The organism is Pseudoalteromonas rubra, from assembly GCF_000967655.1.
GTDB lineage: Bacteria > Pseudomonadota > Gammaproteobacteria > Enterobacterales > Alteromonadaceae > Pseudoalteromonas > Pseudoalteromonas rubra_A.
This window is the reverse complement of the sequence record NZ_JXYA01000016.1, coordinates 305,956-332,381: the sequence shown is the minus strand read 5'-3', so window position 1 is coordinate 332,381 and position 26,426 is coordinate 305,956. Positions and strand designations below refer to the sequence as shown.

General features: G+C 47.4%; 20 protein-coding genes and 1 pseudogene. 14 read left to right on the top strand and 7 right to left on the bottom strand.

The genetic code is table 11. The features are described from left to right. The first annotated feature begins 136 nt into the window (after positions 1 to 136). On the top strand, positions 137 to 2,776 hold the full coding sequence (locus tag TW77_RS08730; RefSeq protein WP_205623853.1) for a DNA repair protein: 2,640 nt from the start codon (positions 137 to 139) through the stop codon (positions 2,774 to 2,776). A 309-nt stretch (positions 2,777 to 3,085) separates the two neighbouring features. On the opposite strand, the gene TW77_RS08725 is transcribed toward TW77_RS08730, so the two are convergent. The 3 genes and pseudogenes from TW77_RS08725 to TW77_RS08720 form a co-directional block, all read right to left on the bottom strand. Beyond that, positions 3,086 to 4,057: a hypothetical protein gene (locus TW77_RS08725; RefSeq protein WP_046004562.1), complete on the bottom strand. Its 972-nt coding sequence runs from the start codon at positions 4,055 to 4,057 to the stop codon at positions 3,086 to 3,088. Positions 4,058 to 4,137: 80 nt separating this feature from the next. After that, positions 4,138 to 4,290 (bottom strand): annotated as a pseudogene (locus TW77_RS25775) (transposase); the annotation flags it as partial. Between the two features lie 748 nt (positions 4,291 to 5,038). Next, positions 5,039 to 6,010, bottom strand: a complete 972-nt coding sequence (locus TW77_RS08720) for a hypothetical protein (protein WP_046004561.1) — start codon at positions 6,008 to 6,010, stop codon at positions 5,039 to 5,041. A gap of 275 nt (positions 6,011 to 6,285) precedes the next feature. Here TW77_RS08720 and TW77_RS08715 point away from each other — a divergent pair, with 275 nt between their 5' ends. The 6 genes from TW77_RS08715 (at position 6,286) to TW77_RS08690 (ending at position 12,777) form a co-directional block, all read left to right on the top strand. After that, positions 6,286 to 6,705 carry a hypothetical protein gene (locus tag TW77_RS08715; RefSeq protein ID WP_046004560.1) on the top strand — a complete coding sequence of 140 codons (420 nt, stop codon included), beginning with the start codon at positions 6,286 to 6,288 and terminating at the stop codon, positions 6,703 to 6,705. A gap of 127 nt (positions 6,706 to 6,832) precedes the next feature. Beyond that, entirely contained in the window at positions 6,833 to 7,348 is a 516-nt protein-coding gene (locus tag TW77_RS08710; protein ID WP_156158633.1) for a hypothetical protein, read from the top strand. 181 nt (positions 7,349 to 7,529) lie between these two features. After that, positions 7,530 to 7,832 carry a hypothetical protein gene (locus TW77_RS08705; protein WP_052713113.1) on the top strand — a complete coding sequence of 101 codons (303 nt, stop codon included), beginning with the start codon at positions 7,530 to 7,532 and terminating at the stop codon, positions 7,830 to 7,832. A gap of 333 nt (positions 7,833 to 8,165) precedes the next feature. After that, positions 8,166 to 10,943 carry a collagenase gene (locus TW77_RS08700; protein ID WP_156158632.1) on the top strand — a complete coding sequence of 926 codons (2,778 nt, stop codon included), beginning with the start codon at positions 8,166 to 8,168 and terminating at the stop codon, positions 10,941 to 10,943. 91 nt (positions 10,944 to 11,034) lie between these two features. Next, positions 11,035 to 11,802, top strand: coding sequence for a hypothetical protein (locus TW77_RS08695; protein ID WP_046004557.1), 768 nt, complete (start codon positions 11,035 to 11,037; stop codon positions 11,800 to 11,802). Positions 11,803 to 11,877: 75 nt separating this feature from the next. Beyond that, positions 11,878 to 12,777: a hypothetical protein gene (locus tag TW77_RS08690; RefSeq protein ID WP_156158631.1), complete on the top strand. Its 900-nt coding sequence runs from the start codon at positions 11,878 to 11,880 to the stop codon at positions 12,775 to 12,777. A 1-nt stretch (position 12,778) separates the two neighbouring features. On the opposite strand, the gene gloA is transcribed toward TW77_RS08690, so the two are convergent. From gloA to TW77_RS08670, 4 genes are all read right to left on the bottom strand, one after another. Next, the gene (gene gloA, locus TW77_RS08685; RefSeq protein WP_046004556.1) at positions 12,779 to 13,219 is read right to left on the bottom strand and encodes a lactoylglutathione lyase; all 441 of its coding nucleotides are present in this window, start codon (positions 13,217 to 13,219) and stop codon (positions 12,779 to 12,781) included. 95 nt (positions 13,220 to 13,314) lie between these two features. Then, a complete protein-coding gene (locus TW77_RS08680) occupies positions 13,315 to 15,273 on the bottom strand; it encodes a pre-peptidase C-terminal domain-containing protein (protein WP_046004555.1) in 1,959 nt (652 codons plus the stop codon). A gap of 21 nt (positions 15,274 to 15,294) precedes the next feature. After that, on the bottom strand, positions 15,295 to 15,969 hold the full coding sequence (locus tag TW77_RS08675; protein WP_046004554.1) for a DUF1566 domain-containing protein: 675 nt from the start codon (positions 15,967 to 15,969) through the stop codon (positions 15,295 to 15,297). Continuing rightward, a complete protein-coding gene (locus TW77_RS08670; RefSeq protein WP_046004553.1) occupies positions 15,966 to 17,465 on the bottom strand; it encodes an ethylbenzene dehydrogenase-related protein in 1,500 nt (499 codons plus the stop codon). Before TW77_RS08670 ends, TW77_RS08675 begins: the two co-directional genes overlap by 4 nt. 224 nt (positions 17,466 to 17,689) lie before the next feature. Here TW77_RS08670 and TW77_RS08665 point away from each other — a divergent pair, with 224 nt between their 5' ends. The 7 genes from TW77_RS08665 (at position 17,690) to TW77_RS08635 (ending at position 26,395) form a co-directional block, all read left to right on the top strand. Continuing rightward, the gene (locus TW77_RS08665) at positions 17,690 to 18,895 is read left to right on the top strand and encodes a sensor domain-containing diguanylate cyclase (RefSeq protein WP_082078883.1); all 1,206 of its coding nucleotides are present in this window, start codon (positions 17,690 to 17,692) and stop codon (positions 18,893 to 18,895) included. Between the two features lie 111 nt (positions 18,896 to 19,006). After that, positions 19,007 to 20,062, top strand: coding sequence for a DUF2066 domain-containing protein (locus tag TW77_RS08660; RefSeq protein WP_205623852.1), 1,056 nt, complete (start codon positions 19,007 to 19,009; stop codon positions 20,060 to 20,062). A 1-nt stretch (position 20,063) separates the two neighbouring features. After that, positions 20,064 to 20,768 (top strand): DnaA inactivator Hda, encoded by a 705-nt coding sequence (gene hda / locus TW77_RS08655; protein ID WP_046004551.1) that lies wholly within the window; start codon positions 20,064 to 20,066, stop codon positions 20,766 to 20,768. Between the two features lie 192 nt (positions 20,769 to 20,960). Continuing rightward, entirely contained in the window at positions 20,961 to 21,941 is a 981-nt protein-coding gene (gene pheS / locus TW77_RS08650) for a phenylalanine--tRNA ligase subunit alpha (protein ID WP_046004550.1), read from the top strand. Positions 21,942 to 21,954: 13 nt separating this feature from the next. Further along, positions 21,955 to 24,342, top strand: a complete 2,388-nt coding sequence (gene pheT / locus TW77_RS08645) for a phenylalanine--tRNA ligase subunit beta (RefSeq protein WP_046004549.1) — start codon at positions 21,955 to 21,957, stop codon at positions 24,340 to 24,342. A 2-nt stretch (positions 24,343 to 24,344) separates the two neighbouring features. Further along, complete coding sequence (gene ihfA / locus TW77_RS08640) at positions 24,345 to 24,644, top strand: integration host factor subunit alpha (RefSeq protein ID WP_010384797.1); 300 nt, start codon at positions 24,345 to 24,347, stop codon at positions 24,642 to 24,644. Positions 24,645 to 24,832: 188 nt separating this feature from the next. Continuing rightward, positions 24,833 to 26,395, top strand: coding sequence for an EAL domain-containing protein (locus tag TW77_RS08635; RefSeq protein ID WP_240479471.1), 1,563 nt, complete (start codon positions 24,833 to 24,835; stop codon positions 26,393 to 26,395). Positions 26,396 to 26,426 lie beyond the last annotated feature (31 nt).

Here is a 26,426-nt window from a genome sequence, read left to right as displayed (position 1 = left end):
CAAAATTTAGGGACCATTTCTTATAGGAGATAACAAAAAACGAGAAAATGATTTCTTTCGACGTGTAATTCTTAGCCAAGACGAAATTGATAGATTTCTTCGGGAGGCAAAGCCACAGGAACGCTACTCCAAGTTCATGGAAAGCTTTGGTGGCGATATTGAGACCGCTCGTAAGGAGTTGTCTGCACTCATAAATGATAATAAATCTGAGCTAAGCGCCCTCAATAAGAAACGTAAATCTTTGCTAGAGGAATTGAAGCAACCAATTGATCTTTCTATATTTGAGCAGTTTAATTCAGTTGCGACTGAACTCAACTCTTTGGGTGAAAGCATTGTATTACCTGATGAGAGTCTTACATTTCAGACCGCTCATAAACTTGATGCCAACCTTGTTTCGCGACAGCATGAACTGAACACATCAATCCATGCCAATAGTAAAATGCTTGAAGTATTGTCAGAAAGGTTAAACAAAATACCCGAAATAGAGCTTCATGCGGGCTATGAAATAGAGCAAAAAACTAAACTTGCCCGGCTTTTGAAAGGTGTTACTGACGCTGACAAGTATAAAAGTTTATTAGACTCGTACGAGAAATGTGTAGAGGATCAGAAACAGGCGAATGTGCGTCTAAATCGTCTGATTGAAATAGCTGAAAGTGCTGAGTGTTTTTTACAAACCGAATTGCGCCTTAAAGAAATAACTAAAACTAAAAGCGCTTTGACTGAAGATTGCTCCAGACTAAATGCTGAATTAGCTGGCTTTCAGAAGAACCTAACAGAGTTAAATAACGAGCTTAAGATAGATGACGAAAGAGTTTCCCAGCTTAGAAGCTCGTTGGATAACTCTGGTCCAGTTTATTCTGAGCTATCGAATAATCGAAAGCGGATCGACGTTTTAAATCAGCAAATCACCGATAAAAATAATGAGATCCAGATAGATAAGACCCAGCAAGATAAATTGAGTCGTGAACTGAGCAAATTATCAGCTTTAAAGATTACATCTAGTTTTTTATTAGCTGGAAGTATGGGAGCCATGGCTTTTGAAAAAGAAAAAATAGAACAGCTAGCAAGATGTCACGCTGCTCTTGATTTGCTCGAAGTACATAACCAGGCCTTGCATTCTACTCAGAAGGCCTTAACAGAACAGATGGAATTGCATGAAAGGTTGATTTCCATAGGCTTGGATTATCTTAGTGTTGAGCCTTCTCATATTTGCCCTTTATGTACAACTCCTCATTCATCTCCAGAGGAACTTATAGATAAAGTTAAGAGCCAAAACCTGCTGTCTGAACTGAGTCAAGAAAACTCTAAAAAAATCTCACAGTCTTCAACACGGGAGAAAGAACTTAGAGATGAAATTCAAGAAATTACTCAGCAAGCAGTTGAATCACAGGCTCAGCAACTCACCGGTCTTCGCAATAAGTTATATGAAATTAAAGTTAAACTTGTTAAAGCTGAGCAAGAGAAGAATACCTTTGAAGGTGAGTGTAAGAACTTACAGCATAGAAATGCTGAACTAGAGAAGTCAGTTTGGAGGCTTTCGTATCAAGAGCTTGTAACTAGAGTACAAGCAGAGATTTACCAGTTATCCGCGAAGCGGCCTAATCTGACTCAACAGCAAGATAACTTAAATGCGCAAATTCAAGCAGCTATTGAGTCGCTTAAAGCCAAGCGCGTTGAGTACAGTATGTTAGAGTCTGAGTTGGAGACTAAAAGCAGTTCGCATGTTTATGTCTCAGTGTTGGCATATCTAAATGAAAATGCTATTGCTCCTCAAGAGATAAACAAGCACTGTGAAATGAAAAAAAATGAGCTTGAAGCAGTTGTCCAAGGATATAGAACTTCATGTGAATCCCTAGCTAGTCAGTGTCATGAATTACAACAGGAGATGCTAGCTAATGGAACGTGGGTGGATTTTTCACAACTGAAGAAAGAGAAGGAAACTTTAGAGGTAGCACTAACCAGTACTCAATCTGTAATTAATGAGTTTTATAAGAGTTTATCCAATATTATTAGCATTCGCTCTAATGACACATTAACGCAAGTAAAAGTGCTAATAACAGCTAAGGCTGACGAATGTCAGATTCGTGCTCACGAGCTAGAAAAGTTGCTAAGTGGTGTTAAGTTGCTCTTGGAACTTATGACCTCATTCAAGCCTTACATAAAACATATATCTACTCAGAAAGAACTGGAAGCCTTAGAGCGGCAGCTAGCACGGAGAAATCAAGTTGACGAGGCTTTAGTTGCAGAAAGGGCGGTCATAATAGAAAAGCTAGAAGTGCTCATTAATAACTTCTTCTTCGAAGATCTTATCAACTCTATTTACAAGAAAATAGACCCACATCCTACATTCAAAAGAGTAGGGTTCAAAGTTAGCTTTGAAACGGAAAATCCAAATTTAAACATTTTGGTAAGCGATGGAGCAGGTGGAATGATATCCCCAATTCTCTATTTTAGTGCAGCCCAAACGAATATTCTGAGCTTGAGTGTATTCCTAGCGAATGCGCTCCACGCGACAGATGATGAAGGCAATCCTATTGATGTTATTCTGATCGATGACCCAATCCAATCAATGGATTCGATTAACGTCCTTTCGACGATAGACCTTTTACGTAGTATATGCTTGCAGTTTGACAAGCAGCTCATCATATCGACACATGATGAAAACTTCTTTGGTTTGCTCCAACGAAAAATTCCGACGGATATTTTTGGTTCAAAGTTCCTTCAACTGAAAAAATTTGGCGTTGTTGTGCCAGTAGAGCCAATTTTCAATAGTTGACAAAAACACAGATATATATGGACGCTCCAGCAAGAAAAACACAGACACCCAGCTTTAACTGTTCTTTTTACGGGTCCGTAGACAATGAGTACAAGCAAAAAACACAGACACCCAGCTTTAACTGTTCTTGTTACGGGTCCGTAGGCAGTGAATACAAGTGTTTCTGCAAATAAAAAAGCGAAAAGTTTCAGAAGTCAGGCTTCACGGGTGAAAAATTTCAGCTGAAATAGTGGTTATTTGATATTTTGGACACGTTTAAGCACTGCCTGAGTACTACAGTTATCACTTGAAGTTAAGATGATGACAATTCTAACCCAGAAATCGCTCACAATTAGCGAGGTTAGGTCGTCGCTTTTTTTGCAGGTGTTCACAGTATTCAGTTATGGCTTGCTGTCTGCCGACTGCACCATGGAACATTTTGGTAAATCGTGTGGTGAGTTTTAGCCAGTTTTCGGGCTCTATTTGCAATCTGGCGAGAATAGGCTGAGCATCGCAGATGTGACCTCGCTTATCTGCACGAATGCATCGGCCTGTTAGTTCAACCAGTTCAATGTAGTATTTAAGCTCAAAGGGCAAACCTTTGGGCATGTTTTGCCTGGGGTTGCCAGCAAAGCGCAGAAGGCTCTTTGGTTGTTTGCCGCGCTGTGCGTGTTCAATGCGCTTTTTGATACTGGTGAACTCGGAGGTTTCTAGTGTGGCGGCCATTTTAGCCCGGATAGGGTTGAGGTCAACGTAGGCCATGCAGGCGGCAAGGGCTGCTTCATCGAGCAATGCCTGGGACTTAAACCTACCTTCCCAGAACCGGCCTTTGCAGCCATCTTCTTTATTCGCACGACGAGCAATGTCTTCATTCAGTACGCGCATAAACCAGCTGATACTGGCCAGTCTTTCTCGATATTTGTCGATAATATCGTCGAGCATAATGCGTTCGGATGGAGTGAGTTCGTTACCTTCCACGAATTTGTGCGTCAGCCAGTTTCCCTTAAACAGTTTATGCCAGCGTATGACGATAGATTTGTCATGCAATCGGTTGGCTTTTTTATCGTCCACATACAGAACGACGTGAGTATGATTGCTCATCACCGCGTATGCGCAAATATCAATGCAGAAAATGGATGCAAGCAAAAGTAGTTTTTCTTCAACCCATTCACGACGATGTTCATAAGATTGGCCTGTTAACGGGTCTTCACCGCATAAAAAGGCACGCCTTACACAGCGAGAGATGCAATGATAGTATTTCGTGTCAACTAAACTGACCTGGCTTTTCCGTGCCGCTGGCATTTGCTTCGTCCTTATCCTTGGAGCAGATGAAAAGCATAGGCGAGGGTTGTATGACAGACAAGTTTTGGAATGGGTGTCTGCTATTTGTGCTCACAATTAGCGAGATTAGGGCGTCGCTTTTTTTGCAGGTGTTCACAAAATTCAGTCAAGGCTTGCTGCCTGCCGACTGCACCATGGAAAACTTTGGTGAATCGTGTGGTGAGTTTTAGCCAATTTTCAGATTCTATTTGCAGAAAAAACACAGACACCCAGTCTTATCTGTTCTTGGTACGGGGCTATGTTCTAATTTGAAGTGCACCACTATAGTTCAAACACATAACACATAACACATAACACATAACACAGACACCCAGTCTTATCTGTTCTTGTTAGGGGTCCGTAGACAAGACAAAAACACAGACACCCAGCTTTAACTGTTCTTGTTACGGGTCCGTAGGCAGTGAATACAAGTGTTTCTGCAAATAAAAAAGCGAAAATTTTCAGTAGTCAGGCTTCATGGGTGAACAATTTCAGCTGAAATAGTGGTTATTTGATATTTTGGACACATTTAAGCACTGCCTAAGTGCGACGATTGAATGGACAGCCACCCGAAACTGGCGTGCTGAATGTACGCAATTGGTCTGTGAATTTACTCACAAACAGAGACACCCACCTGAAACTGGCGTGCGGAATGTACGTCGTCTACCTTTAGGTAATGCTCAATGGATTGAGGATGATAAATTATGCCAATGGCAATGACAAACAAAGACACCCACCCGAAACTGGCGCAATAACACAGACACCCAGCCTTATCTATTCTTGATACGGGTCCGTAGGCTATGAATACAAGTGCTTCTGCAAATAAAAAAGCAAAATTTTCAGAAGTCAGGCTTCACGGGTGAACAATTTCAGCTGAAATAGTCGTTATTTGATATTTTTTGGACACGTTTAAGCGCTGCCTAAGTGCGACAGTCATCACTCGAAGTTAAGATGATGACAATTCTAACCCAGAAATCGCTCACAATTAGCGAGGTTAGGGCGTCGCTTCTTTTGCAGGTGTTCACAAAATTCAGTCACGGCTTGCTGTCTGCCGACTGCACCATGGAACATTTTTGTAAATCGCGTGGTGAGTTTTAGCCAGTTTTCAGGCTCTATTTGCAATCTGGCGAGGATAGGTTGGGTATTGCAGATATGGCCTCGCTTGTCTGCACGAATGCATCGGCCTGTTAGCTCAACCAGTTCAATGTAGTATTCAAGCTCAAAGGGCAAGCCTTTGGGCATGTTTTGTCTGGGGTTGCCAGCAAAGCGCAGAAGGCTTTTTGGTTGTTTGCCGTTCTGTGCGTGTTCAATACGTTTTTTGACACTGGTGAACTCAGAAGTTTCCGGTGTGGCGGCCATTTTAGCCCGGATAGGGTTGAGGTCAACGTAGGCCATGCAGGCGGCAAGGGCCGCTTCATCGAGTAATGCTTGGGACTTAAACCTACCTTCCCAGAAGCGGCCTGTACAGCCATCTTCTTTATTGGCTCGGCGGGCAATGTCTTCATTCAGTACACGCATAAACCAGCTAATACTGGCCAGTCTTTCACGATATTTGTCGATAATATCGTCGAGCATAATGCGTTCGGACGGAGTGAGTTCGTTACCATCCACGAATTTGTGTGTCAGCCAGTTTCCCTTAAATAGTTTATGCCAGCGTATGACGATAGCTTTGTCATGCAATCGATTTGCTTTTTTATCGTCCACATACAAAACGATGTGAGTATGGTTGCTCATCACTGCGTAAGCGCATATATCAACGCAGAAAATGGATGCAAGCAAAAGTAGTTTTTCTTCAACCCATTCACGACGATGTTCATAAGATTGGCCTGTTAACGGGTCTTCGCCGCATAAAAAGGCACGCCTTACGCAGCGAGAGATGCAATGGTAGTATTTTGTGTCAACTAAGCTGACCTGGCTTTTCCGTGCCGCTGGCATTTGCTTCGTCCTTATCCTTGGAGCAGATGAAAAGCATAGGCGAGAGTTGTGTGGCAGACAAGTTTTGGAATGGGTGTCCGCTATTTGCTATTTGGCTATTTGGAATGTGCTATTTGTGGGGGTAAAGTGACAAGCTGGAATTTTCTGCCATGCTATATGCCTGTTTACATTAGTAATTATTAGTGGAATTATGAAGGTATGTAATATGAGTCGCTGTGGTGTGCTATGAACTACCAAAGTAGAACAGAAGAAGCTGTCAGCTGCCAAGAGCAATTATGGAGGAGTCGATGCTAAGCCCATGGGTTAGAGTCCCTTCAGGAATAGTCCTCTTTTTTATAAATTTGTTGTGCTTGCTGGGCGTAACCGTAATGCCTATGGCTGTACATGAAGAGAAATATCTATTCGGCGTATTAATTACAACTGTTTGTGCAATCTTAAATGCATGGCTGTTTATTAAGTGTTTTCAACTCATTTTCAATTTGAATGCTAGCAATGGACTAATCAGTCCTTTTGGTTTCAGAGTTGCAGCTGTAATGTATATGCTACTTCCAATTGTTGGTATTTTTACTGGCTACTACAGTCAGTATGGCTGGCTAGCGCTGATTCAAGCAGGTATCTACTACTTCATTGGCATATCGTTACTTTCATATGCCAAACAAAGGGAAGGCACATTGGCATCTTACAAAGCACTGTAGTCACTCGCTAGCGCTCGTTGGGACACAAACACGCAGGCTCCCTTCATTATAGCCTACGTATTTGTGCCCCTAAGTGGGGCGTTATGTGTCACCAGAGTTTTGAGGCAATAAATTGAAGTATAGAGACTTGTCGAAAATTGCACTTGATCCAGGTAGCACAGATAAGAGTATCGAGTTGCTCAGGCAGCATGGAGTTAGTGCACCTGATTCTGTGATTGAACAGTTTTATATTGATCATAATGCTAACAGTCGCTTTTTAGCTCTCTACGGTGATTTATCACTTTCTGATCTAAAGTGGGAGCTAGTTGAACTTGATACAACAAGATTTTTGCAAATAGGTAGCAACGCTTCATTTCCTGATTTCCTTGAGGAGGTATCAGAAGATGCATCGCATTTCCACGATGTTGAAGAGGCTGTGATTGATTGCCGAGAGGAAGTACTCAATCATTGGAAAAAGCATGGTACTTGGTTAACTCCACCAATATTGCTAGATGCAAAGGTTCTTGGTGGTAAATCTGGCATGCCTCATTTAGTTGAGGGGCATTCAAGGGTCGGGTGCCTTCTTGGTATCCAAAAATATAGAATCATTCCTTTGGCTGACAGGCACAAAGTGTATTGGGGCTCTATTCAAAAAGGCAGCTAACAAGTTACTCAAAAGGAAGCATTTGTCTTAAGTCATTGACGTCCAAAAATGAGCTAGAGCGGCCGTCCACTGCTCACTCACTCCGGCCCACACCGACATACTTTGAAACGATTTGTCATACTCCTCTGGACCCACCTTTGCTACACTTCCTGCATCACCGTTGTCGCATATAGGAAGTATTATGTTTTCTTTAATCAAAGGGTTACTGTTTAAGTCACTGAAACACAAAGCGGGCCGAAAAGTGGCTGATGCGGTTGTTGAAAAGTGCCTGCAACAGGGAATGGAGTATATGCGAGGACGTCCGGGCGCGGCGCAGCATCACGCCAGTGAGGTCGATGGCCTGATCACTGGGCTGAACAATCTGACTGCCAGAAAGTTGCCAGATGGCCAGTATCCAATCAGGCTGGAGCATCAGACGTTAATTGTAACCATTGAAAACCATGGCATTGTGTCTATTACCTCACTGCTTTCAGACAATACCTGATCATTCGTCGTTTTGTAGTCCTCCTCAAAATGCCACTTTGTTAAAAGATATGTTAACAAGCACCAATTGAAGTGGCGCTTTTCATTCTGTCATTCCCTTTTTTGGTTCATTCGCTGTTCACGAGCAGCAATAAAGTGAACTGTTCTGGCCCAGGTTAAACTGTCACTAAACTTTTAACATTCTGACTTAATTGAATATTTTATGCTTAAAAGGAAAAGTAAGGTAGCATATTCAATAATATTATATAAATTATATTGTATACACTGTGTCTGTGGTGTTAATTATATATTTCCTCTTTTGGGGTTTGGATACACATTTTAATAAGGTTACATTATGAAAATAACAGCAATACTCGCTGCACTTCCTCTGCTCTGTACCAGTGTGGAAGCCGCGCAGCAACAAGTTGAAAGACAGTTTAAACCACTCAGTGCTCAGGATCTGCAACTGGCGCATGGAGACGAAGGCCATAGTCATGTGGCTCAGGATAATGCGCCGACCGCCGCGCGTGAGTCCGTTATGCACGCGCATTTACCGGTGATGATGCGCCTTGCGTCAGAGCCGGTTGATGTGGCAAGCAGCTGCGACCTGGCAGCTTTTGCCAATGCCAGTGCATCCACCATTGTGGCGCAAATCTCCGGACAGGGGGCAGGTTGCGTCAACGATTTGTTCAGTGCACCTTCCGACACCCAGGTGGCGACCTTTACAACCGCAAAAATGCTGGCGGTAGCGACTCAGGCAAAAACGCTGTCTGTTGCTTACACAGGCACCGGCAGTGCGGGTCTGGAAGCGCTCTTCCTATTTATTCGGGCTGGCTTTTATGTTGAGTTTTATAATGACTCGGTCAGCTTTGACAGCAGTGTGCAAACTGCGGTTAAAGGCGCGCTGGACGCCTTTGTGGCTAACAGCCATTTCTATGACAACAATGATGCCCATGGTGAAGTACTGGGAGAGGTGATCACCACCATGGACTCGTCCGAGCTTCAGCATGTTTATCTGCCTGTAGTGAAAGCCTGGTTGTCGCGCTGGAGCGAAAGCTATGCCGACAGCTGGCACATGCGTGGTGCGGTGAATGGGATCTTTACCATTTTATTCCGTGGTCAGTGGAATAGCGATTTTGTTGCTCTGGTTGGCAGCGATGCCGAGCTGGTCACTTTGCTTGCAAACTTTACCAAACAAAACTGGATGCTGGGGTCGGACGCTGAGTTTTTGATCATCAATGCGGCACGCGAGCTGGCCAGGCTGAAAAATTATCAGGGGACACCCATTCAGAGTGCCGTTGATGAGGCGCTAAAATCTCTGTTCGCCACCTATCAGAGCTATGGCTATGGCGACGGTGTCTGGCTGGGGGCGGCAGATGTTGCGACTTACTATGCCAACTGTGAAGACTTCGGGATCTGTGGATTTAAGGAGGAGCTCAGGGATAAAGCACTGTCGCAGACCTACCAATGTAGCAGTACCATTCGGATCCGCTCGCAGGAAATGACCCAGGCGCAGCACCTGTCTGCGTGCGATACCATGGCAGCCGAAGAAACGCGCTTCCATACTATGCTCGAAACCAACCAAACGCCGGTCGCAGACGACAACAACACCATGCTACAGGTGAATATCTTTAACAGCAGCGCAGATTACAAGAAGTATGCGGGCCCGATTTTTGGGATCAGCACCGACAATGGCGGTATGTACCTGGAAGGCGATCCTAGCGTGGTGGGCAATCAGGCAAACTTTATTGCCTACGAGGCCAGCTATGCAAAACCCGATCACTATGTCTGGAACCTGGAACACGAATATGTCCATTATCTGGATGGCCGTTTTGACCTTTATGGCGACTTTAACGCGCCCACAGAAACAATCGTGTGGTGGAGCGAAGGCGTTGCCGAATATGTTGCCAACCTGAATGACAATCAGGATGCCATTGATACCATTAAAGACGGCAGTACCTATCAACTGGGCGAGGTTTTTGCGACCACCTATGATGGCTTTGATCAGGACCGTATTTACCGCTGGGGTTATCTGGCGGTGCGTTTTATGATTGAAACCCATAAAGACGAAGTCAATGCCATGCTGAGCGAAACTCGTGTCGGTAACTGGGCTGGATATAAAACGCGTATCGACAACTGGGCGGCCCAGTATGGCACTGAATTCACGCAGTGGACGCAACAGCTGGCCGGCGACCAAAACCAGGCTCCGACAGCCGTTATCAATGGTCCTTATCAGGGCACGGTAGGCACGGCGCTAAGCTTTAGCAGTCAGGGCAGTTCAGATCCCGAGGGCAGCACTTTGGCTTATCTGTGGCAGTTTGGCGATGGCGCACAAAGCACCCAGGCCAACCCGACTCACACCTATCAGGATGAAGGCAGCTATACGGTCACGCTGAGCGTCACAGACGAGCAAGGGCTGGCCCACCAGGTTAGCACGCAGGCTGTGATTGAGTCAGGCCAGGGCACGGTGGAGCTACAAAATGGCCGCGCTGTGCAAGTATCTGGTGCGCACAAAGAGCTAAGCTATTTTAAAGTCAGACTCCCCGAGGGTGCTACTGATTTGAGTGCGGCCATCAGTGGTGGCAGCGGTGACGCAGATCTTTACCTGCGTTACGGAGAGTTGCCAACACAAGACACCTATGACTGTCGGCCTTACGTAGGGGGCAACAGCGAGCGCTGTGATATTGCGGCGCCACAGGCTGGCGATTATTACATTATGCTGCGCGGATACAACGCCTACAGCGATGTTGAGCTCATGGCCAGTTTCACAGCGCCCAGTGCCGCTTTACCTGATACCTGCGCCACTCAGGGCAGTGTTTCTGATGGTCGCCTGTCAGATGGCGTGCCGGTGTGTATGGGCAATCGTGAACCCATGTGGTTTAGCCTTGAAAATGTCAGCGCGCAGCAAAGTATTCGCATTGAAACCGCACATGGCAATGGCGATCTGACGCTGGAATACAGTAATCAGGGCTGGCCTGACGGCGAGAATGTCGAAGCGCGCTCGGCGCGTGCGGGTAATGGCGAGTGCATTAATCTCAGTGGTCAAAGCCAGTACTGGGGCTATCTCAAGGTCAGTGGTGCGCCTGTTGGTGCAACAATTCAGGTGACTTATAACGATGGCTGGTGTAACTAAGCAGGCATAGAATTAAACAAACTTGCTTGAAGGTTGGAGAGACACGCTCTAGATTTAAAGGGTCTTCTCCAGCCTTTTATGGCAGTGATTTGTGAAAATAAACTTGTTGATTGTCAGCTTGATATGGCTGCTGTTCAGTGCGGTGAACCTGGTGCATGCAGTAGAGCGGCTGAACATATATGTCTACCATAATAAGCCGCCTTATATAACTAACCAGGCTGAGCAGCGCGGTTTGTATTTTGATCTGGTGACTTTGCTCAATGGGGCGCAGTCGCATACCCGATATAAGCTTGTCTATCTGCCCAGGCGACGGATTGAAAGAGACTTGACTGAGCAAACATTAGACGGCGTAGTACTGGGTGTGCATCCTGTCTGGTTTAAAGACCCCGACAAGACGCGCTACTTGTGGAGTGAACCGCTGATGTATGACACCGACGAGTTTGTGTCATGCGCGGGCACGCCGTTTGAGTACATTGGTACGTCATCAATGCAAAACAAAAAATTTGGTGGTATTTTGGGTTATCATTATTTTCGTACCGTTGAGCCGGTCAACAGCGGCGCGCTTGAACGGGTTGATGCAAACAGCGAGGAAGGCTTACTGGAGCTGGCGCTGCGCGAGCGAGTCGACTTTGCCATTGTCAGCCGCTCCACACTGAATTACTTTATTAAGAAAAACCGCTGGCAAAACCACTTTTACCTGTCAAAACAACCCCATGAGTCTTATTACCGGGCCATTTTGTCGCCCAGGCAACTTCAGCCGCAGTTTGAGCGCTTGTCAGAATTACTCTATGACAGTGCTTTGCGCATAAAGCTGGCGCAATTAATGACCAGTTATCAGGTGGAGCCTGTATTGCCCTGATCAAACTGGACTACGTGCACATAAGAATAAAGTTACCTATATTTAAGTCGAAGGTCGGCAAAAAGGAGTGGTGGCATGTGGCAACGTATTTTATGGTTCTTTGGGGCGATATTGGTAGCCTCACTCTTCACGAGCTCACACAGTTTGGGGGCCGATCTGGTGCGCTACAATGTGTCTAAAGCATACGCTGACCCTAAACAGGATTATTATATTGCGGTATTGCGCCTCGCTTTGAACAAAAGCCGCGATAAATATGGCCCATATCAGTTAAGCGAAAACTCATTTGATCACACACCTCAGGGCCGCACACTCGAGATCCTGGAACAAGGAAAGTTGTTGGATGTACACTGGACTATGACGTCTCAGCAACGAGAAACTCAGTTGGCCGCCGTTTACGTACCGCTCCTTAAGGGGATGATGGGCGCGCGGATATTTTTGGCCCATAAAGACATTTTGCCTAAGCTGGACCAGCTTCACTCACCGGCTCAGCTCATGGACCTTTTTATTGGCAGTGGGATTGACTGGCCGGATACAAAAATCTACGAGAAAAATGGTTTTATTGTGGTCACCAGCGTTGCAACGTTATTGCCCAGAATGCTAGAAGAAAAACGGTTTGAGTTATTTCCTCGTGCGCTTCATGAACCCTGGGCAGAGTTGCCAAATCTTGAGGGGGTCGTTGTGGAGCCCAGGTTTGCGTTTTGTTATCCCACGGCCATGTATTTTTTTGTCAACAAGCAAAATACGCGATTAAAAGCGCGGCTGACTTATGGCTTACAAAAAGCCATTGATGATGGCTCGTTTGACCGTTTGTTTGCATCGCATCCGATCACGCGTGATGCCATTAAGTTGGGTAAGTTTAATGAAAGACAGACTTTAAAGCTGCAAAACCCGGAGCTTAGCGCCAGAACACGTGATGTGCTGATGAATGCAAGATATGTCTGGGCACCGCTTCATCGCTGCCTTTCGACGACTTGAGTTACCAGCTTCCGGTATTTTCCATGCTCAGCCAGGGCTCCTGCGGTGGCAGCGGCTCTCCTTGCTGTAACAGTTCAATCGAAATACCATCTGGCGATTTAACAAAGGCCATGTGCCCGCATCTTGGTGGGCGGTTAATGGTAACGCCCGCAGCCTGGAGCTTGTCACACAGCGCGTAGATATCTTCTACGGCAAACGCCAGGTGACCAAAATTACGCCCGCCCGTATATTGCTCTGTGTCCCAGTTATAAGTTAGCTCAAGGGTAGGGGAAAAGCTGGATTTAGCCTTTTCCAGTTGGTCAGGTGCTGCCAGAAACACCAGTGTAAAGCGCCCGGCTTCGCTGTCTTTGCGTTTTACCTCTACCAGTCCCAGCAGGTTACAGTAAAAGTCTAATGATGCGTCCAGGTTTTCAACCCGAACCATAGTATGCAGATATTTCATAAAATTGCCCCTGTAATGTCAGGAGTCAAAGATAAGGGCAAACCAGGAAAAATCAAGGAGCGCAGTGCTATTGCGCTCCTTGTTGCGTCAGACTATCAATACTCTGCGGTCAATGTCACGCCGCTGAAGTCTTTATAGGCTTTAACTGAGATGTGCCAGGTGCCCGTTTGAGGCTGCGTTTGTGTGCAGGTTTCCGCATTACCATCTTCATAGGGGCGACAATCGTATCGAGAAGAGGTCGGCTGCGCACCAAAACGCACATACAGATCAGCATCTCCAGTGCCGCCAGCGGTGCTCACGGTGAGCTTAGTGGCACTGGCTGGTACCTCAAAGGTTTTGTGGATCCAGTTACCTTCCGTCGCAGTGAGGTCTGTCCAGGTTTGCTTGTTGTCATCGCCCGGTGGTGTACCCATGTCATACTGGCCAACCAATGACACGCCGGAAAACGCGCTGTAACCACGGATAACAATATAGTAGGTACCTGCCTGTACATTAGTTATGGTACAGCTCTCATTGTTGCCTTCTTTATAGGGGCGACAATCATAATTTTTGGTGGTTGGCTTTTGTGCAAAGCGCACATACAGATCGGCATCGCCACTGCCACCGCTCATGGTAAAGCGCAGGTTGCTGGCGCCTTGTGGCACCACCATAGTAAATACCTTTTCGCTATCCGCAGCGCCTGCAAAGGTGCCAACAGGTTGACCATTTTGCAGCTCATTGCCCGGGTCAACCGGGCCACTGTCTCTGTCGATGATTGACAGCGAATTGGCGGCACGCTTGAGGGTCATGGTTTCACCCAGTTCACTGGCATACCACCAACTGATATTGGCGGGCAGGGCAAGTGGGTCGGCAGCACGCTGCTCGCGCGTCAGCGTGTCCGCACCGGAGGTAAACTGGGCGGTTTGTACTTTCATACTGTCCGGGGTCACACTCAGCACTTTAAATTGCTGAATACTGGCCAAATCAATGGTCCAGCTTTTAGGGTCATTGGCCGAGCGAGCAGGGGCACCCCAGCTGCCTTCACCCACATACACAGTGCCGCCTGTGGTGGTTTTAGTAAATCCGGAGCCTGAGGGCTGCAACGCTTCGGTCAGTTTATTAATATGGGTGTCCGATTCAACGACCAGGTTCATCCCATGCTGATAGAACAAGTCAGCCCACCAGGTATGCAGTATGGTGTTGTCCGATTTCCCTGAGTAATGCGGGTACATAGGTTTGTGATACTGAGCAATACGCCAGTTGGCACCGGCACCATTGCTTTGCAGGTCTTGTTTTAGCCAGTTGTTCATGGCAGTCGCATAGCTGGACCAGCCACTGTCTTTATACTGGCTGTTTAGGGTATAAACGCGCAACAGATTGGCAATGTTAAAGGCCCCGTAACTGTCTTTGTTGGTACAGGCTCCGTCTTTGTCATAGTCGACGCCAAACACCTGACAAAGCGTTTTAAAATTGTCGCCTTCATGGTTACCAAATGTAGCAACAAACGGGTAGATGCGTTTATAGTTTTGCCCGTCAATCACATCATTTGATAGTGTCAGCTGCCAGTCTTTCAGGTATTCACGCATTTCCTGAGCCGAGTTGGCGTTGGTGTAGTCACCACCATGCATAATAAACAGCGGGCGGATCTTGGCAACCAGCGCATTGCCTTCGCGGCGCGTTGTCCAGCCTGTGCGGGTATCTCCACCGGCAATGGCAACAAACCCGGTACTGGTTGCCGGCGCGGTTTTAAACCACATACGCTGGCCACATCCAGTGCTGTCACATACTCGGTAATAGATGGCTGTGTCGGCACTGAGCCCTGTCAGAGTCACAAACTCACTTTCTAAGCTGCCATCAAAAACGTATTTGGCAGTAGGTTGCTGAGTCGTCCAGCTTTGCTCATCGGTGGTGGTACCATATTTAACGTAATGATTGCTACCACCGGTTGGCGTATATCCCAGCGTTGCCTGATTACTTGGGTTGGTGTCCCAGATCAGGCGATGATAATCACTGGCGCTGTGGGCTGCTGTGGTAAATAAAGTAACCGTTGTGAGGCCTGCAAAAAGCACTCTCATAGAGAAGTTTCCTGTTGTTGGTTAATGGATCACGCCTTTAAGGCGAGATGATTGAAACTCTGGTGGCAAGTCGGCGACCAGCAGCACGAAGGCCGCGTTGCGATAGGGCAGCGGGTAGAGCTCTCCGGTATGAAAATTAACCGCCGTTGCACCTTGTTTAAAGCGCTGGTAATGGCCCGAAAGTGGTTGTGAATGATCTGCACTCCAGTAGTCTCCGTGCTTCATATGCGGAAAAAAATCCTGGGCAATATGTACATGTCCAGAGCGAGCGGGGCTTTGCAGCAAGCTGCTTAACTCGTCACTGGTTGGCAGACGCCAGTGTGTGAGGCCACACAGAGCTGTTTTTCTGGTCTTATTGATCAGATCCTGAGTATCACACCGGGAAGATTCAAAATAGCAATCACCCAGGTTTGCGTCGCCTCTTGGCGGACGGTGCTCATTGGCTGCGAGATACCAGGAATAGGTCCAGTAGCCATCGTGGATGTTTTCATTGTCGGTTTTGGCTTCCCAGACTAACTGTTTCTGGGTATCCAGCACGCAAGACCATGGGCCCTGCCAGGGTGATAAAGGGGTACCGGCTTTATCCAGTTTCACAAACCTGGGATGCGGCTGGGCAATTGGGCTCAGCGGTTGGAACCACAGCAAGGGCGTAATAAGTAACAGGGCGGCGAATGTCATCAATAACCGTGCGATCATAGTGAGTACCTCAAAACAGCGGGACGAATATGGCGGGTGTGGGCAACCTGGGCATGATCAAAAGCGGAAAACCACATGCAGGTGCCATTTTTAAGCGCTACATCATGGACAGAGCCGGTTTCGTGTTTGCGTACCAGCTCCAGTGTCCACATGCCCTTATCCCAAAGGCCGCGCGCTCTGACATCGGCACGGTCTCCTTCGAATCGGTTGGAGCGATACAGGATTGAGGAAAGGGTACTGCCTGGGGGATATTTATCGTTTTTACTTAGGTAGGGGGCGCTGCCAAACCAGGGCAAAACACTCAGATCGGCATTTTTGGGATCTGGCAGTCGTTTTGGGACCACGGCATTGGGTGTATACCATTGCCAGTTCATCACATATGCGCCACTTTCTTTGCCATCTGGCTGGTACCCTGCGCTATAGCGCCGCTGTCCTTGCTGCACCTTTGCGGGTGGTCCGAAAAAGTTGTCATCGGCCAGATACATGTCATTGGTTCGTACCGCTTTCCAGTGCCACAAGTCCCTGATCCCACCGTCCATGCTTGCGTGAAACCCTTTACCGTGCCAGTTGGGCGGTTTGCCCTGCAAAGGGCGCTTGCCCAGGTAGGTGGTGCTGTCGGCGCCGCTGATGCAGGAAGGAGAGAGCATCACGGCCAGTTTGTCTTCGTAAAAAGTGCGCTCATCAAATCGATAGAAACCGTCTTGTTGCACTTTCCAGCCATTTTGGGTTTTAAGCAAAGGCAGGTGATGCGTGCTTTGACTTGGGTCTGTCCAGCGGATCAGAAAGTAGCTCTCGTATTGGTTGGCCAGCGCCTGCACGTGAATAGTGCTGCGACCATCGTCAAAGTTAGCACCGCCATGGGTTTCTATGGTGTAAACCGGGGCCCTCATCCAGTGCGGTTCATTCCCTTTGCCGTCTATTTCTATAAATTCATCAGGACCCAGGTGTGCGACCTGAAGCGGCTCTGTTGAATGTCGGGTGGCGGTGAATAACAAAAAGCCTGTAATACATACGCCAGCCAGCAAGGATAACCCCTGTTTTTCGAGTCGTTTGGGCAGTAATGCACTCAGGATATGCTTACCGTGTTGAATGAAGTAAATCCAGCCGTGTATCACTAAATAAAGTAGCAGTAGCCAGAGACTATAAAAATGCATCGGCTGCATAACACCCACAAACTGGCCAGCCCAGAGAAACCAGCCGGAACATATCAGGCATACAATAACCACATACCCAAGGCGATTTACCCAGAGGTGATAAAGGTCAGGGTTACTGCGATAAGGCCGCCATAATGAAAGCAGCAGATACCCGGCTGCTAATACACTGAGGATACTGCCACTGGCAAGATGCCAGGGGTACAGATCGCCCTGCGGTAACAGGGGGCTGATGAACATCAGCCAGTCTTGTGTTAATAAAGAAAATCGCAATCCGGTAAATAAGCTGCACAACACAAGTACGATGACCAGGGCATGAAGCAGTACAAAAGTGACTCTACGCATGTCTTTTGTTTGTTATTTTGTTGTTTAAATAGTGTAAACATAAAGAGTTGCGTATTTATGTCAAGTAATTGCTTATGAATAAATTCATTCTCAGCCCAGTTAGCCGGGTTGTGAGTGAGTGCGGCAAGTTAGCTGGTTTACTGCGCGCTTTTTTGACGCAATCTGGCAAATCCTCGACTAAACTAAACAAGTGCCATAATTAAAGTGGAACAAGTGAGAACAGGATGAATGAGGTTGTACTAGAGAAAATGGAAGCCCTCGACAGTGGAGAAGTGATTGACAGCATGACGGACATCGTTGCCTGCCTGAATACCAGTGACTCAATCCAGCGCTTTTTGCTGGATATACACTGTATTTTGCAAAAGGTGACGTATGCAGACAACTTCTACGTTGTGTTGTTTCGCGAAGACGGCAGTCTGACTTTCCCTTACTTCCACGACGTAAAGGATGATATTAACCCCGAAGATTTGGAAGCTTTGTCACTGGACGAAATCGCCCATTCATTGACGGCCTATGCGTTACAGTCACAAAGTGTGTGTAACTATAACTGCGAGCAGCTGCATCAGCTGGTTGCTCAGGGTCGGTTAAATATTATCGGCACTGTGCCAAAGCAATGGCTGTGCTTTCCGCTGGTTAATCGCAATAATTTTATGGGGGCGTTTATCATCCAGTCTTATCGGCGTGAAGATGAATACTCAGGCGTGATTGTCGATGTGCTTTACACCATCAGCCATGTGATCTCTTCTGCGCTGGATGCTTTTAACAACCAGCAGGCCCTGGTAGAAGCCAACAAAGTGTTGCAAAACTACCAAAGTGAGTTAGAAAGCAAAGTGGCCGAGCGGACCCAGGAGCTAGAGTCCAGCCTGTCTGAACTACAAAAAGAAATTCGAACCCGCGAAGCGCTTCAGCAGCGGCTGGAGCATGAAGCCTTACATGATACGCTAACGGGCCTGACCAACCGAAAATTCTTATTCCGAGAGCTGAATAACCTGGCCGAGCGTTCAAAGCGTGGCCCGGTGTCTGTGCATATTTTGTATCTTGATTTAGACGATTTTAAGCCCATTAACGACAACTATGGCCATCACAATGGCGATATTGTATTGCAGGAAGTAGCGCGCAGAATTCAAAGTGAATTGCGCAGCTACGACGTACTTTGTCGCCTCGGTGGGGATGAGTTTGTTGTGGTTTTGTCTGATCCCATAGACAGACCCGTATTAATGCAGATCTGCACTCGCCTAATTGCCTGCTTATGTGCTCCCATCTCGCTGGAAGAAGGACAGACAGTACAGTGTGGGTGTAGCATAGGGGTTGCGAACAACAGCGGAGTATTCACGGCTGAGGCGCTGCTCAAGTGTGCCGATAGCGCGCTTTATTCATCCAAAGAGCTGGGTAAAAATCAGGCTTACTTTTATGATGAGCGGGTACTTTGACTACAAACACTGCAACCTCATGCCGTTAACTGCAAATCAATCGGCACTGGCTTTTGCTTTGCAGCGACGATTGCATTAGGATCGGGTTTTATCCTTAACTTTTTGGTTGTTATGGCACTGAGATTATTTTTACTGGGGTTGTTTGGCTGGTGTATGGCCGCAAGCGCGGTTGAGGTAACCGATCTATACGAAGCTACCCTGGAGGTAGATAACAAGACGCGCGCAAAACGCGTTATTGCCAGTCAGCAGGCCCTGGACCGTGTGATCCAAAAATTGACAGGCCGCACGGAGCATTTAAACCATCCGCTGATCCGCCAAAGTAAAAAACGCATTTCCGATTATATGCTCAAATACGAGTATATCGACTCAGCCGACGGCGACATCAAAATCCGCGTGCGGTTTGAAGCCGATAAGGTTGAGCAGCTGGTCAGGGACAGTAACTTACCTTTGTGGGGCAACCGTCGTCCTATGATTGCTATCTGGTTAGTGATTGAAGACAATTTGCGACGAGAGTTTGTAACGCAGGAAAGCTACCCTCAGCTGGAGCGACTCATTTATGACACGGCAGCCGAGTGGGGGATCCCTGTGGTTGTACCACTGATGGACTTGACCGACCGCGCTCAGGTTGGCATCGCTGAAGTATGGGGTAATTTTTCTGAGCCTGTTGAGGCCGCATCCATGCGCTATAACGCAGAGCGGGTGATCACCGGACGGCTGTTTAAACAACCCAACAGCAGCAGCTGGCAACTGGATTGGCGTTATACCGATACTGATCAGTTTGAGTCGACCCAGCAGGTCGGCGACAAACAACAACTGCTTATTGCCATGATCAATGATATGTCAACGGCGCTGGCTGCGGAATATGTGATTGATCCCAACCGCTCTTATGCCACCAACAGCACCGTTTTAACCGTTGATAAACTGACTTCGTTCAGCAAAATTGAACTGGCCAGACGACAGTTGCTCAGTATTAGTACGGTCCAGGATGTTGATGTGATTTATCGTCAGGGCGATCTGGTTAAGTTTGAAGTAGAGCACGGCTCGTCTGTGGTTGATTTGCAAAAGTCGCTGAAATTAGAGCGTGCATTCAGTGTGTTTGTTGACCCGCGTGCGTTTTATCAGGTGGCCAGTGCTAATAACCTCAGATACAGCTGGGTAGGGCAATAATATGATGCAGCCGATGCAAATGGCGTTGCCTGTTACACTGCCTGATGATGAAACGTTTAGTGCCTATTTTGGCGGCGAAGGGTCGCTGGAGGTGACACACCTGAAAAATGCGCTGGAGGCGATCCATCAGGACTTTCAGTTTACCTATCTGTGTGGCCTGGGTGACTCGGGTAAATCTCACCTGCTTTATGCCACCTGTATTCATGCTCAGGAACAGGGCCTGTCGACCATATTACTGTCGCTCAGAGAAGTGATTAACTTTGGCCCGGCTGTGCTCGACGGGCTCGAAGCGCTGGATGTGGTTTGCATCGATGACGTGCATTTAGTGGCGGGCAATGAGTCCTGGGAAAAAGCCCTGTTTAACTTTTTTAACCGTTTTAACGAGCCAGGTAAGTGTTTGGTTGTAACGGCCGATCTGCTGCCAAATATGCTCAATCTCAGCCTGCCAGATCTGGAGTCACGTTTTACCTGGGGCACCACCTTTCAGATCCGCTCAATGAGTGACGACGATAAGGCAGAAGCGTTGGTTAAAAGAGCAAAAATGCGAGGCCTGGAACTCAGTGACGAATGCGCCCGGTTTTTACTGACCCGACTGAGCCGCGATATGCGCGCATTATTAGATGTGCTTGATAAACTGGATCATGCATCCATGGCGGCACAACGAAAACTGACCATCCCCTTTATTAAAACCACATTGAATTTGTAACCATTGGCTGTGGAATTTTTGAGCGTCTGCGTCACAAATTCCACCTAAAACCTCAAACCGGCCCAAAATCAACTAACAACCCGTAAATTGACCAAGAAAAGCTCCCAATTTGGGCTAGAATCTGCCCCGTTGTTTCAGTTATTATAATCGATTCAATGAAAGGCAAATTACCTCAACAAGATCAGGTATAGAATGAACTTAGAGAATATTTTAGCGCAAGCGCTGGACGCCGTTGCAAACGCGAGCGAAGTTGCGCAACTTGAGGAAGTCAGAGTTAACTACCTTGGTAAAAAAGGTGAGATCACTGGACTACTAAAAACCCTGGGCAAACTGGCACCCGAAGAACGTAAAGAAGCGGGCCAGGTGATTAACCAGGCAAAAAATCAGGTTCAGACCGCGATCAATGACAAGCGTGAAGCGCTTGAGCAGGCTGCACTGGCTCAAAAGCTGGCTGCAGAAACCATCGACGTGACTTTACCTGGCCGCACTATGCCACAAGGTGGCTTACACCCGGTAACACGTACCATCGAGCGTATTGAACAATTTTTTGGTGAGCTGGGTTTTGCGGTTAAATCAGGCCCGGAAGTAGAAGACGACTTCCATAACTTTGATGCGCTGAATATTCCAGAGCACCATCCTGCGCGTGCCGATCATGACACCTTCTACTTTAACCCTAAGCTGGTTCTGAGAACCCAGACCAGTGGTGTACAGATCCGTACTATGGAAGCTGAGCAACCGCCATTGCGTATTATTTCTCCGGGTCGGGTATATCGTAACGACTACGACCAGACACACACGCCAATGTTCCACCAGGTAGAAGGCCTGATGGTAGACACCGACGTGAGCTTTACTGAATTGAAAGGCATTTTGCACGACTTTTTACGTAACTTTTTCGAAGAAGACATGGAGATCCGTTTCCGTCCGTCTTACTTCCCGTTCACTGAGCCTTCAGCAGAGGTCGACGTGAAAGGCAAAAATGGTAAGTGGTTGGAAGTATTAGGCTGCGGCATGGTGCACCCGAATGTACTGCGTTCAGTCGGCATTGACCCTGAGAAGTACACCGGTTTTGCCTTTGGTATGGGTGTAGAGCGTCTGACCATGCTGCGTTATGGCGTTAACGACTTGCGTGCTTTCTTCGAAAACGATTTAAAATTCCTAAACCAATTCAGATAAGAGCGATACAACAATGAAATTTAGTGAAAAGTGGTTAAGAGAATGGGTTAATCCTGCGATTGATACCGAGGCTCTATCTGAACAGCTATCAATGGCCGGTCTGGAAGTCGACGGTGTCGACCCGGTTGCAGGTGATTTTGATGGCGTGGTTATTGGTGAAGTAGTTGAGTGTGGTCAGCACCCGGATGCAGACAAACTGCGTGTAACCAAAGTAAACGTTGGCGAAGACGAGCTGCTGGACATCGTCTGTGGTGCGGCAAACTGTCGTGCGGGCCTGAAAGTAGCTGTGGCCAAAGTCGGTGCAGTTTTGCCAGGCGGCTTTAAGATCAAAAAAGCAAAATTACGCGGCCAGCCTTCACACGGCATGCTGTGTGCGTTTGAAGAGCTGGGTATGGCAGAAAGCTCAGATGGTATTTTAGAGTTACCAGCTGATGCACAAATTGGCCAAAACATCCGCGAATACTTCAACCTTGACGATGTGACCATCGACGTTGACCTGACTGCAAACCGCAGTGATTGTCTGGGCATTAAAGGCCTGGCGCGCGAAGTCGGCGTATTAAATGGTATTGATGTCAATGAGCTGGCTATCCCGGCCGTTGAACCTACTATTGATGACAAAATTGAGATTGAACTGGTGAACAGCCAGGCTTGTCCTCGTTACCTTGGCCGTGTGGTTAAGGGCATTAACCTGGATGCGGTGACGCCATTATGGATGGTTGAAAAACTACGTCGCTCGGGTATTCGTTCAATCGATCCGGTTGTTGATATTACCAACTATGTGCTGCTTGAGCTGGGCCACCCAATGCATGCCTTTGACTTGAATGCCATTGAAGGTGGGATTAAAGTACGCAGCGCAGCAGAAAACGAAGAGCTGGTATTGCTTGATGGCAATACGGCCAAGCTGAAGCCAAGCACGCTGGTTATTGCCGATCACAACAAAGCACTGGCGATGGCCGGTATCTTCGGTGGTGAAAACTCAGGTGTTAAAGAAGGCACTACAGACATCTTGCTTGAAAGTGCATTCTTCAGTCCTTTAGCGATTGCCGGTCAGGCACGTAGCTATGGCCTGCATACCGATGCATCACACCGCTACGAGCGTGGCGTTGATTATCAGCTGCAACGTGATGCTATGGAGCGCGCAACGGCGTTGCTACTTGAGATTGCGGGCGGACAGGCAGGTCCTGTGGTCGAAGCGGTGTCTGAGTCAGATTTGCCAGAAGCAAAATCAGTAACGCTTCGTCGCGCACGTCTAGACCGCGTTATCGGCTACCATATTGAAGACAGCAAAGTGACAGACATTCTGACGCGTTTGGGTCTGGATGTGACCTTTGCCAACGACAGCTGGACAGCCACGGTACCAAGCTACCGCTTTGATATCAGCATTGAAGAAGATCTGATTGAAGAAGTTGCACGCGTGTTTGGTTACAACAACATTCCAAACGTTGCCCCGACAGCGGCGTTAAAGATGACCGACCATCAGGAAGCGCGTTTACCGGTTTCTCGCCTGCGCAATGAACTGGTTGCACGTGGTTATCAGGAAGCGATCACCTACAGCTTTGTTGATCCGAAGAAACAACAGCTGTTACACCCTGAAAGTGACGCACTGGTATTGCCTCACCCAATTTCTGTTGAAATGTCGGCAATGCGCGTGAGCCTAATGCCAGGATTGCTAAATGCGGTGGCGTATAACCAAAACCGTCAGCAGTCACGTATTCGTTTGTTTGAGCACGGCCTGAAGTTCATTAAAGATGAAACTGCAGAAAACGGCGTTCGTCAAACGCCGGTCATTGGCGGCGTTGTTTATGGTAATACCCATAATGAACATTGGGGTATTGCAAGCCGTAAAACCGACTTCTTTGATGTGAAAGGAGACGTTGAGGCATTACTGGCTCTGTGTAACGATAAAGCGCGTTTCAGCTTTAAAGCACAGGCATGTGATGGGCTACATCCTGGTCAGTCGGCGGCAATCTATGCTAACGGCGAGCAAGTCGGCTTTATTGGTGCGGTGCATCCACAACTGCAAAAGTCATTGGATCTAAATGAAACCGCGTATGTTTTTGAAGTTGAAACAGCGGCAATCGCTCAGCGACAGCTTCCAGAAGCGGTTAGTATCTCGAAATTCCCGTCAAATCGCCGTGATATTGCTATTTTAGTTGCAGATGATGTAAAAATAGGCGATATTTTAGAAAGCATTGAGAAAGTTGGCGGAAATCAATTAGTTGACCTAAACTTATTCGATGTGTATAAGGGCAAAGGTATTGAGCCTGGTTATAAGAGTTTAGCCATTGCTCTAACACTGCAAGCCGTTGATAGAACGCTCGAAGAGAAAGACATCAACGACACTGTAGAAATCGTGGTGGCCGAATTGGCCAAACAATTTAATGCATCGTTGAGGGACTAGATATGGCGCTTACTAAAGCCGACATAGCTGAACACCTATTTGAGAAATTGGGGATAAATAAAAAGGATGCCAAAGACTTAGTTGAAGCGTTTTTTGAAGAAATCCGCTCAGCGCTGGAAAGTGGAGAGCAGGTAAAGCTGTCCGGTTTTGGTAATTTCGATCTGCGCGATAAGAAAGAACGCCCAGGTCGTAACCCTAAAACTGGTGAAGATATTCCCATCTCGGCACGTCGTGTTGTAACTTTCAGACCTGGTCAGAAGTTAAAGACACGTGTAGAAGTAGGAACCAGCAAAAACCTGTGATCACGCAGTGTGCTAAGTAGTTAACCTCAGGGAGCTTTTCCTGAGGTGCTCATAGGCTATCTGTCTGATAATTAAGAAACCCTGGCGCAAGCCGGGGTTTTTTGTCATAAAAACTTCATTTAGCTGTTTTACCATCTGGCCTTTGTATTTGAGTTTGGAGTGCGAAGTTGACTCAGGGTAATCACTCCTTGACCGATCGTATTAAAAACATCGTTGTTGCCTGGTTGATCAGCTCCTTACTGTTTGGTTTACTGGCAATTTTTGTTTATGTGCAACAAAAAGATGCCGCTAAGCAATCCGTCCAAGCCGCTTCAGAGCTGATCAGGCTTGAACTGGACACCCAGCTGCGAAACATAGATCGTTTTCTTAAGCAAGCAGAGCAACTTAATCAGGCGTGTGATGGCCGCACGATTTCTTTGATGCGAGAGCAGGTGTTTGTTAATCCTGCCTTGAGTGAGATTGGGATCGTTGATCAGTCCGGGCGCTTGTTGTGTAACTCTTTTGGCCGGCTGGAGCCCGCTGTGCAAACGACCGAGCCTATCAAACAACCCGGGCTGAGATACCACGGCCCGATCATCACGGACTTTTTACAAGTACCTGCGTTTGTACTGGCGCGTACGCGCAGCGACGGCTTTGAGGTGAATGCATTGCTGCCAACCAGCTGGCTGAGCGATACACTGGACATTACCCGGCATAAAAACCTGGCCTTTATCGCATTGCTTGACGGCGACACAGGCGTGCCCATTTTTTTGCGCGGGCAATACACCTTGCCGCTGGGTGAGGTGATATTTCCGATGCGTGACGAGACGGAGTTTGAAGGAGGCTTTGATGACGGCACACAAAAATATATTTTTGCCCGTCCACTGGCCGCTTTGCCGCAACTGACCATTATGGTTGCCAGCGATGCAAAACAGTTGTCTACCATTAAGCCGGTATGGCTGCTTACTCTGCTGCTGCTCTATTGCGCCTCTTTGGTGGGGTTAACTATGTTGTTAAACCATTATGACCGCCGCGTATTGAGCAGTCGTGCACTCTTGCTGGGCGCGATAAGCCGGCAGGAGCTGTTTAACGTCTATCAGCCTCTGGTTGATGCGACCACCCGCGAGGTTGTTGGGGTTGAGGTATTGATCCGCTGGCAACATCCCCTTGAAGGCGAGCTGAGTCCGGCCTATTTCATACCGGAAGCGGAGCGCGATGGCAGTATTCAGGAATTGTCCGTCTACCAGATTGAAAAGGCGCTGAGTGAGTTGCGCACCATTGTGCAGAGCAGACACAATTTTAAAGTCTCTTTTAACGTAAACGGCTACCTGCTGACCTGTCCGGATTACCTTAAGATGCTACATCAAGCCAATGAAGTTATCCCTCAGCTTACGATAGAGCTGACCGAGCGCGACGTGCTATCTCAGGCACAGATACACTCGGTGCTGCAATCCCTGGTAGAGCAGGGCGTTGAGATAGCGATAGACGATTTTGGGACGGGCTACAGCGGGCTGCACTATTTACAGAGTTTTTCCATTGATTTGCTGAAAATTGACCAAACCTTTGTTGCATCCATCGGCATGGACAACCTGCAATCTCCCGTACTCAATGCCGTGATTGAAATGGCCAATAAGCTTGATAAAAAACTGATAGCAGAAGGGGTGGAGACCGCGCATCAGGCTGAATATTTATCCCGCCAGGGGGTCACAACTCATCAGGGCTGGTATTATTATAAAGCGATGCCCATTCACGAATTGAAGCAAATTTGCTAGAGATTCATGGAATGGGCGATAAAAAGCCCCG

Coding starts and splice junctions, on each gene's coding strand:
- TW77_RS08730 (WP_205623853.1), top strand. CDS start 137: ATGGAAAGCTTTGGTGGCGATATTGAGACCGCTCGTAAGGAGTTGTCT.
- TW77_RS08725 (WP_046004562.1), bottom strand. CDS start 4,057: ATGCCAGCGGCACGGAAAAGCCAGGTCAGTTTAGTTGACACGAAATAC.
- TW77_RS08720 (WP_046004561.1), bottom strand. CDS start 6,010: ATGCCAGCGGCACGGAAAAGCCAGGTCAGCTTAGTTGACACAAAATAC.
- TW77_RS08715 (WP_046004560.1), top strand. CDS start 6,286: ATGGAGGAGTCGATGCTAAGCCCATGGGTTAGAGTCCCTTCAGGAATA.
- TW77_RS08705 (WP_052713113.1), top strand. CDS start 7,530: ATGTTTTCTTTAATCAAAGGGTTACTGTTTAAGTCACTGAAACACAAA.
- TW77_RS08700 (WP_156158632.1), top strand. CDS start 8,166: ATGAAAATAACAGCAATACTCGCTGCACTTCCTCTGCTCTGTACCAGT.
- TW77_RS08690 (WP_156158631.1), top strand. CDS start 11,878: ATGTGGCAACGTATTTTATGGTTCTTTGGGGCGATATTGGTAGCCTCA.
- gloA (WP_046004556.1), bottom strand. CDS start 13,219: ATGAAATATCTGCATACTATGGTTCGGGTTGAAAACCTGGACGCATCA.
- TW77_RS08680 (WP_046004555.1), bottom strand. CDS start 15,273: ATGAGAGTGCTTTTTGCAGGCCTCACAACGGTTACTTTATTTACCACA.
- TW77_RS08675 (WP_046004554.1), bottom strand. CDS start 15,969: ATGATCGCACGGTTATTGATGACATTCGCCGCCCTGTTACTTATTACG.
- TW77_RS08670 (WP_046004553.1), bottom strand. CDS start 17,465: ATGCGTAGAGTCACTTTTGTACTGCTTCATGCCCTGGTCATCGTACTT.
- TW77_RS08665 (WP_082078883.1), top strand. CDS start 17,690: ATGAATGAGGTTGTACTAGAGAAAATGGAAGCCCTCGACAGTGGAGAA.
- TW77_RS08660 (WP_205623852.1), top strand. CDS start 19,007: ATGGCACTGAGATTATTTTTACTGGGGTTGTTTGGCTGGTGTATGGCC.
- hda (WP_046004551.1), top strand. CDS start 20,064: ATGATGCAGCCGATGCAAATGGCGTTGCCTGTTACACTGCCTGATGAT.
- pheS (WP_046004550.1), top strand. CDS start 20,961: ATGAACTTAGAGAATATTTTAGCGCAAGCGCTGGACGCCGTTGCAAAC.
- pheT (WP_046004549.1), top strand. CDS start 21,955: ATGAAATTTAGTGAAAAGTGGTTAAGAGAATGGGTTAATCCTGCGATT.
- ihfA (WP_010384797.1), top strand. CDS start 24,345: ATGGCGCTTACTAAAGCCGACATAGCTGAACACCTATTTGAGAAATTG.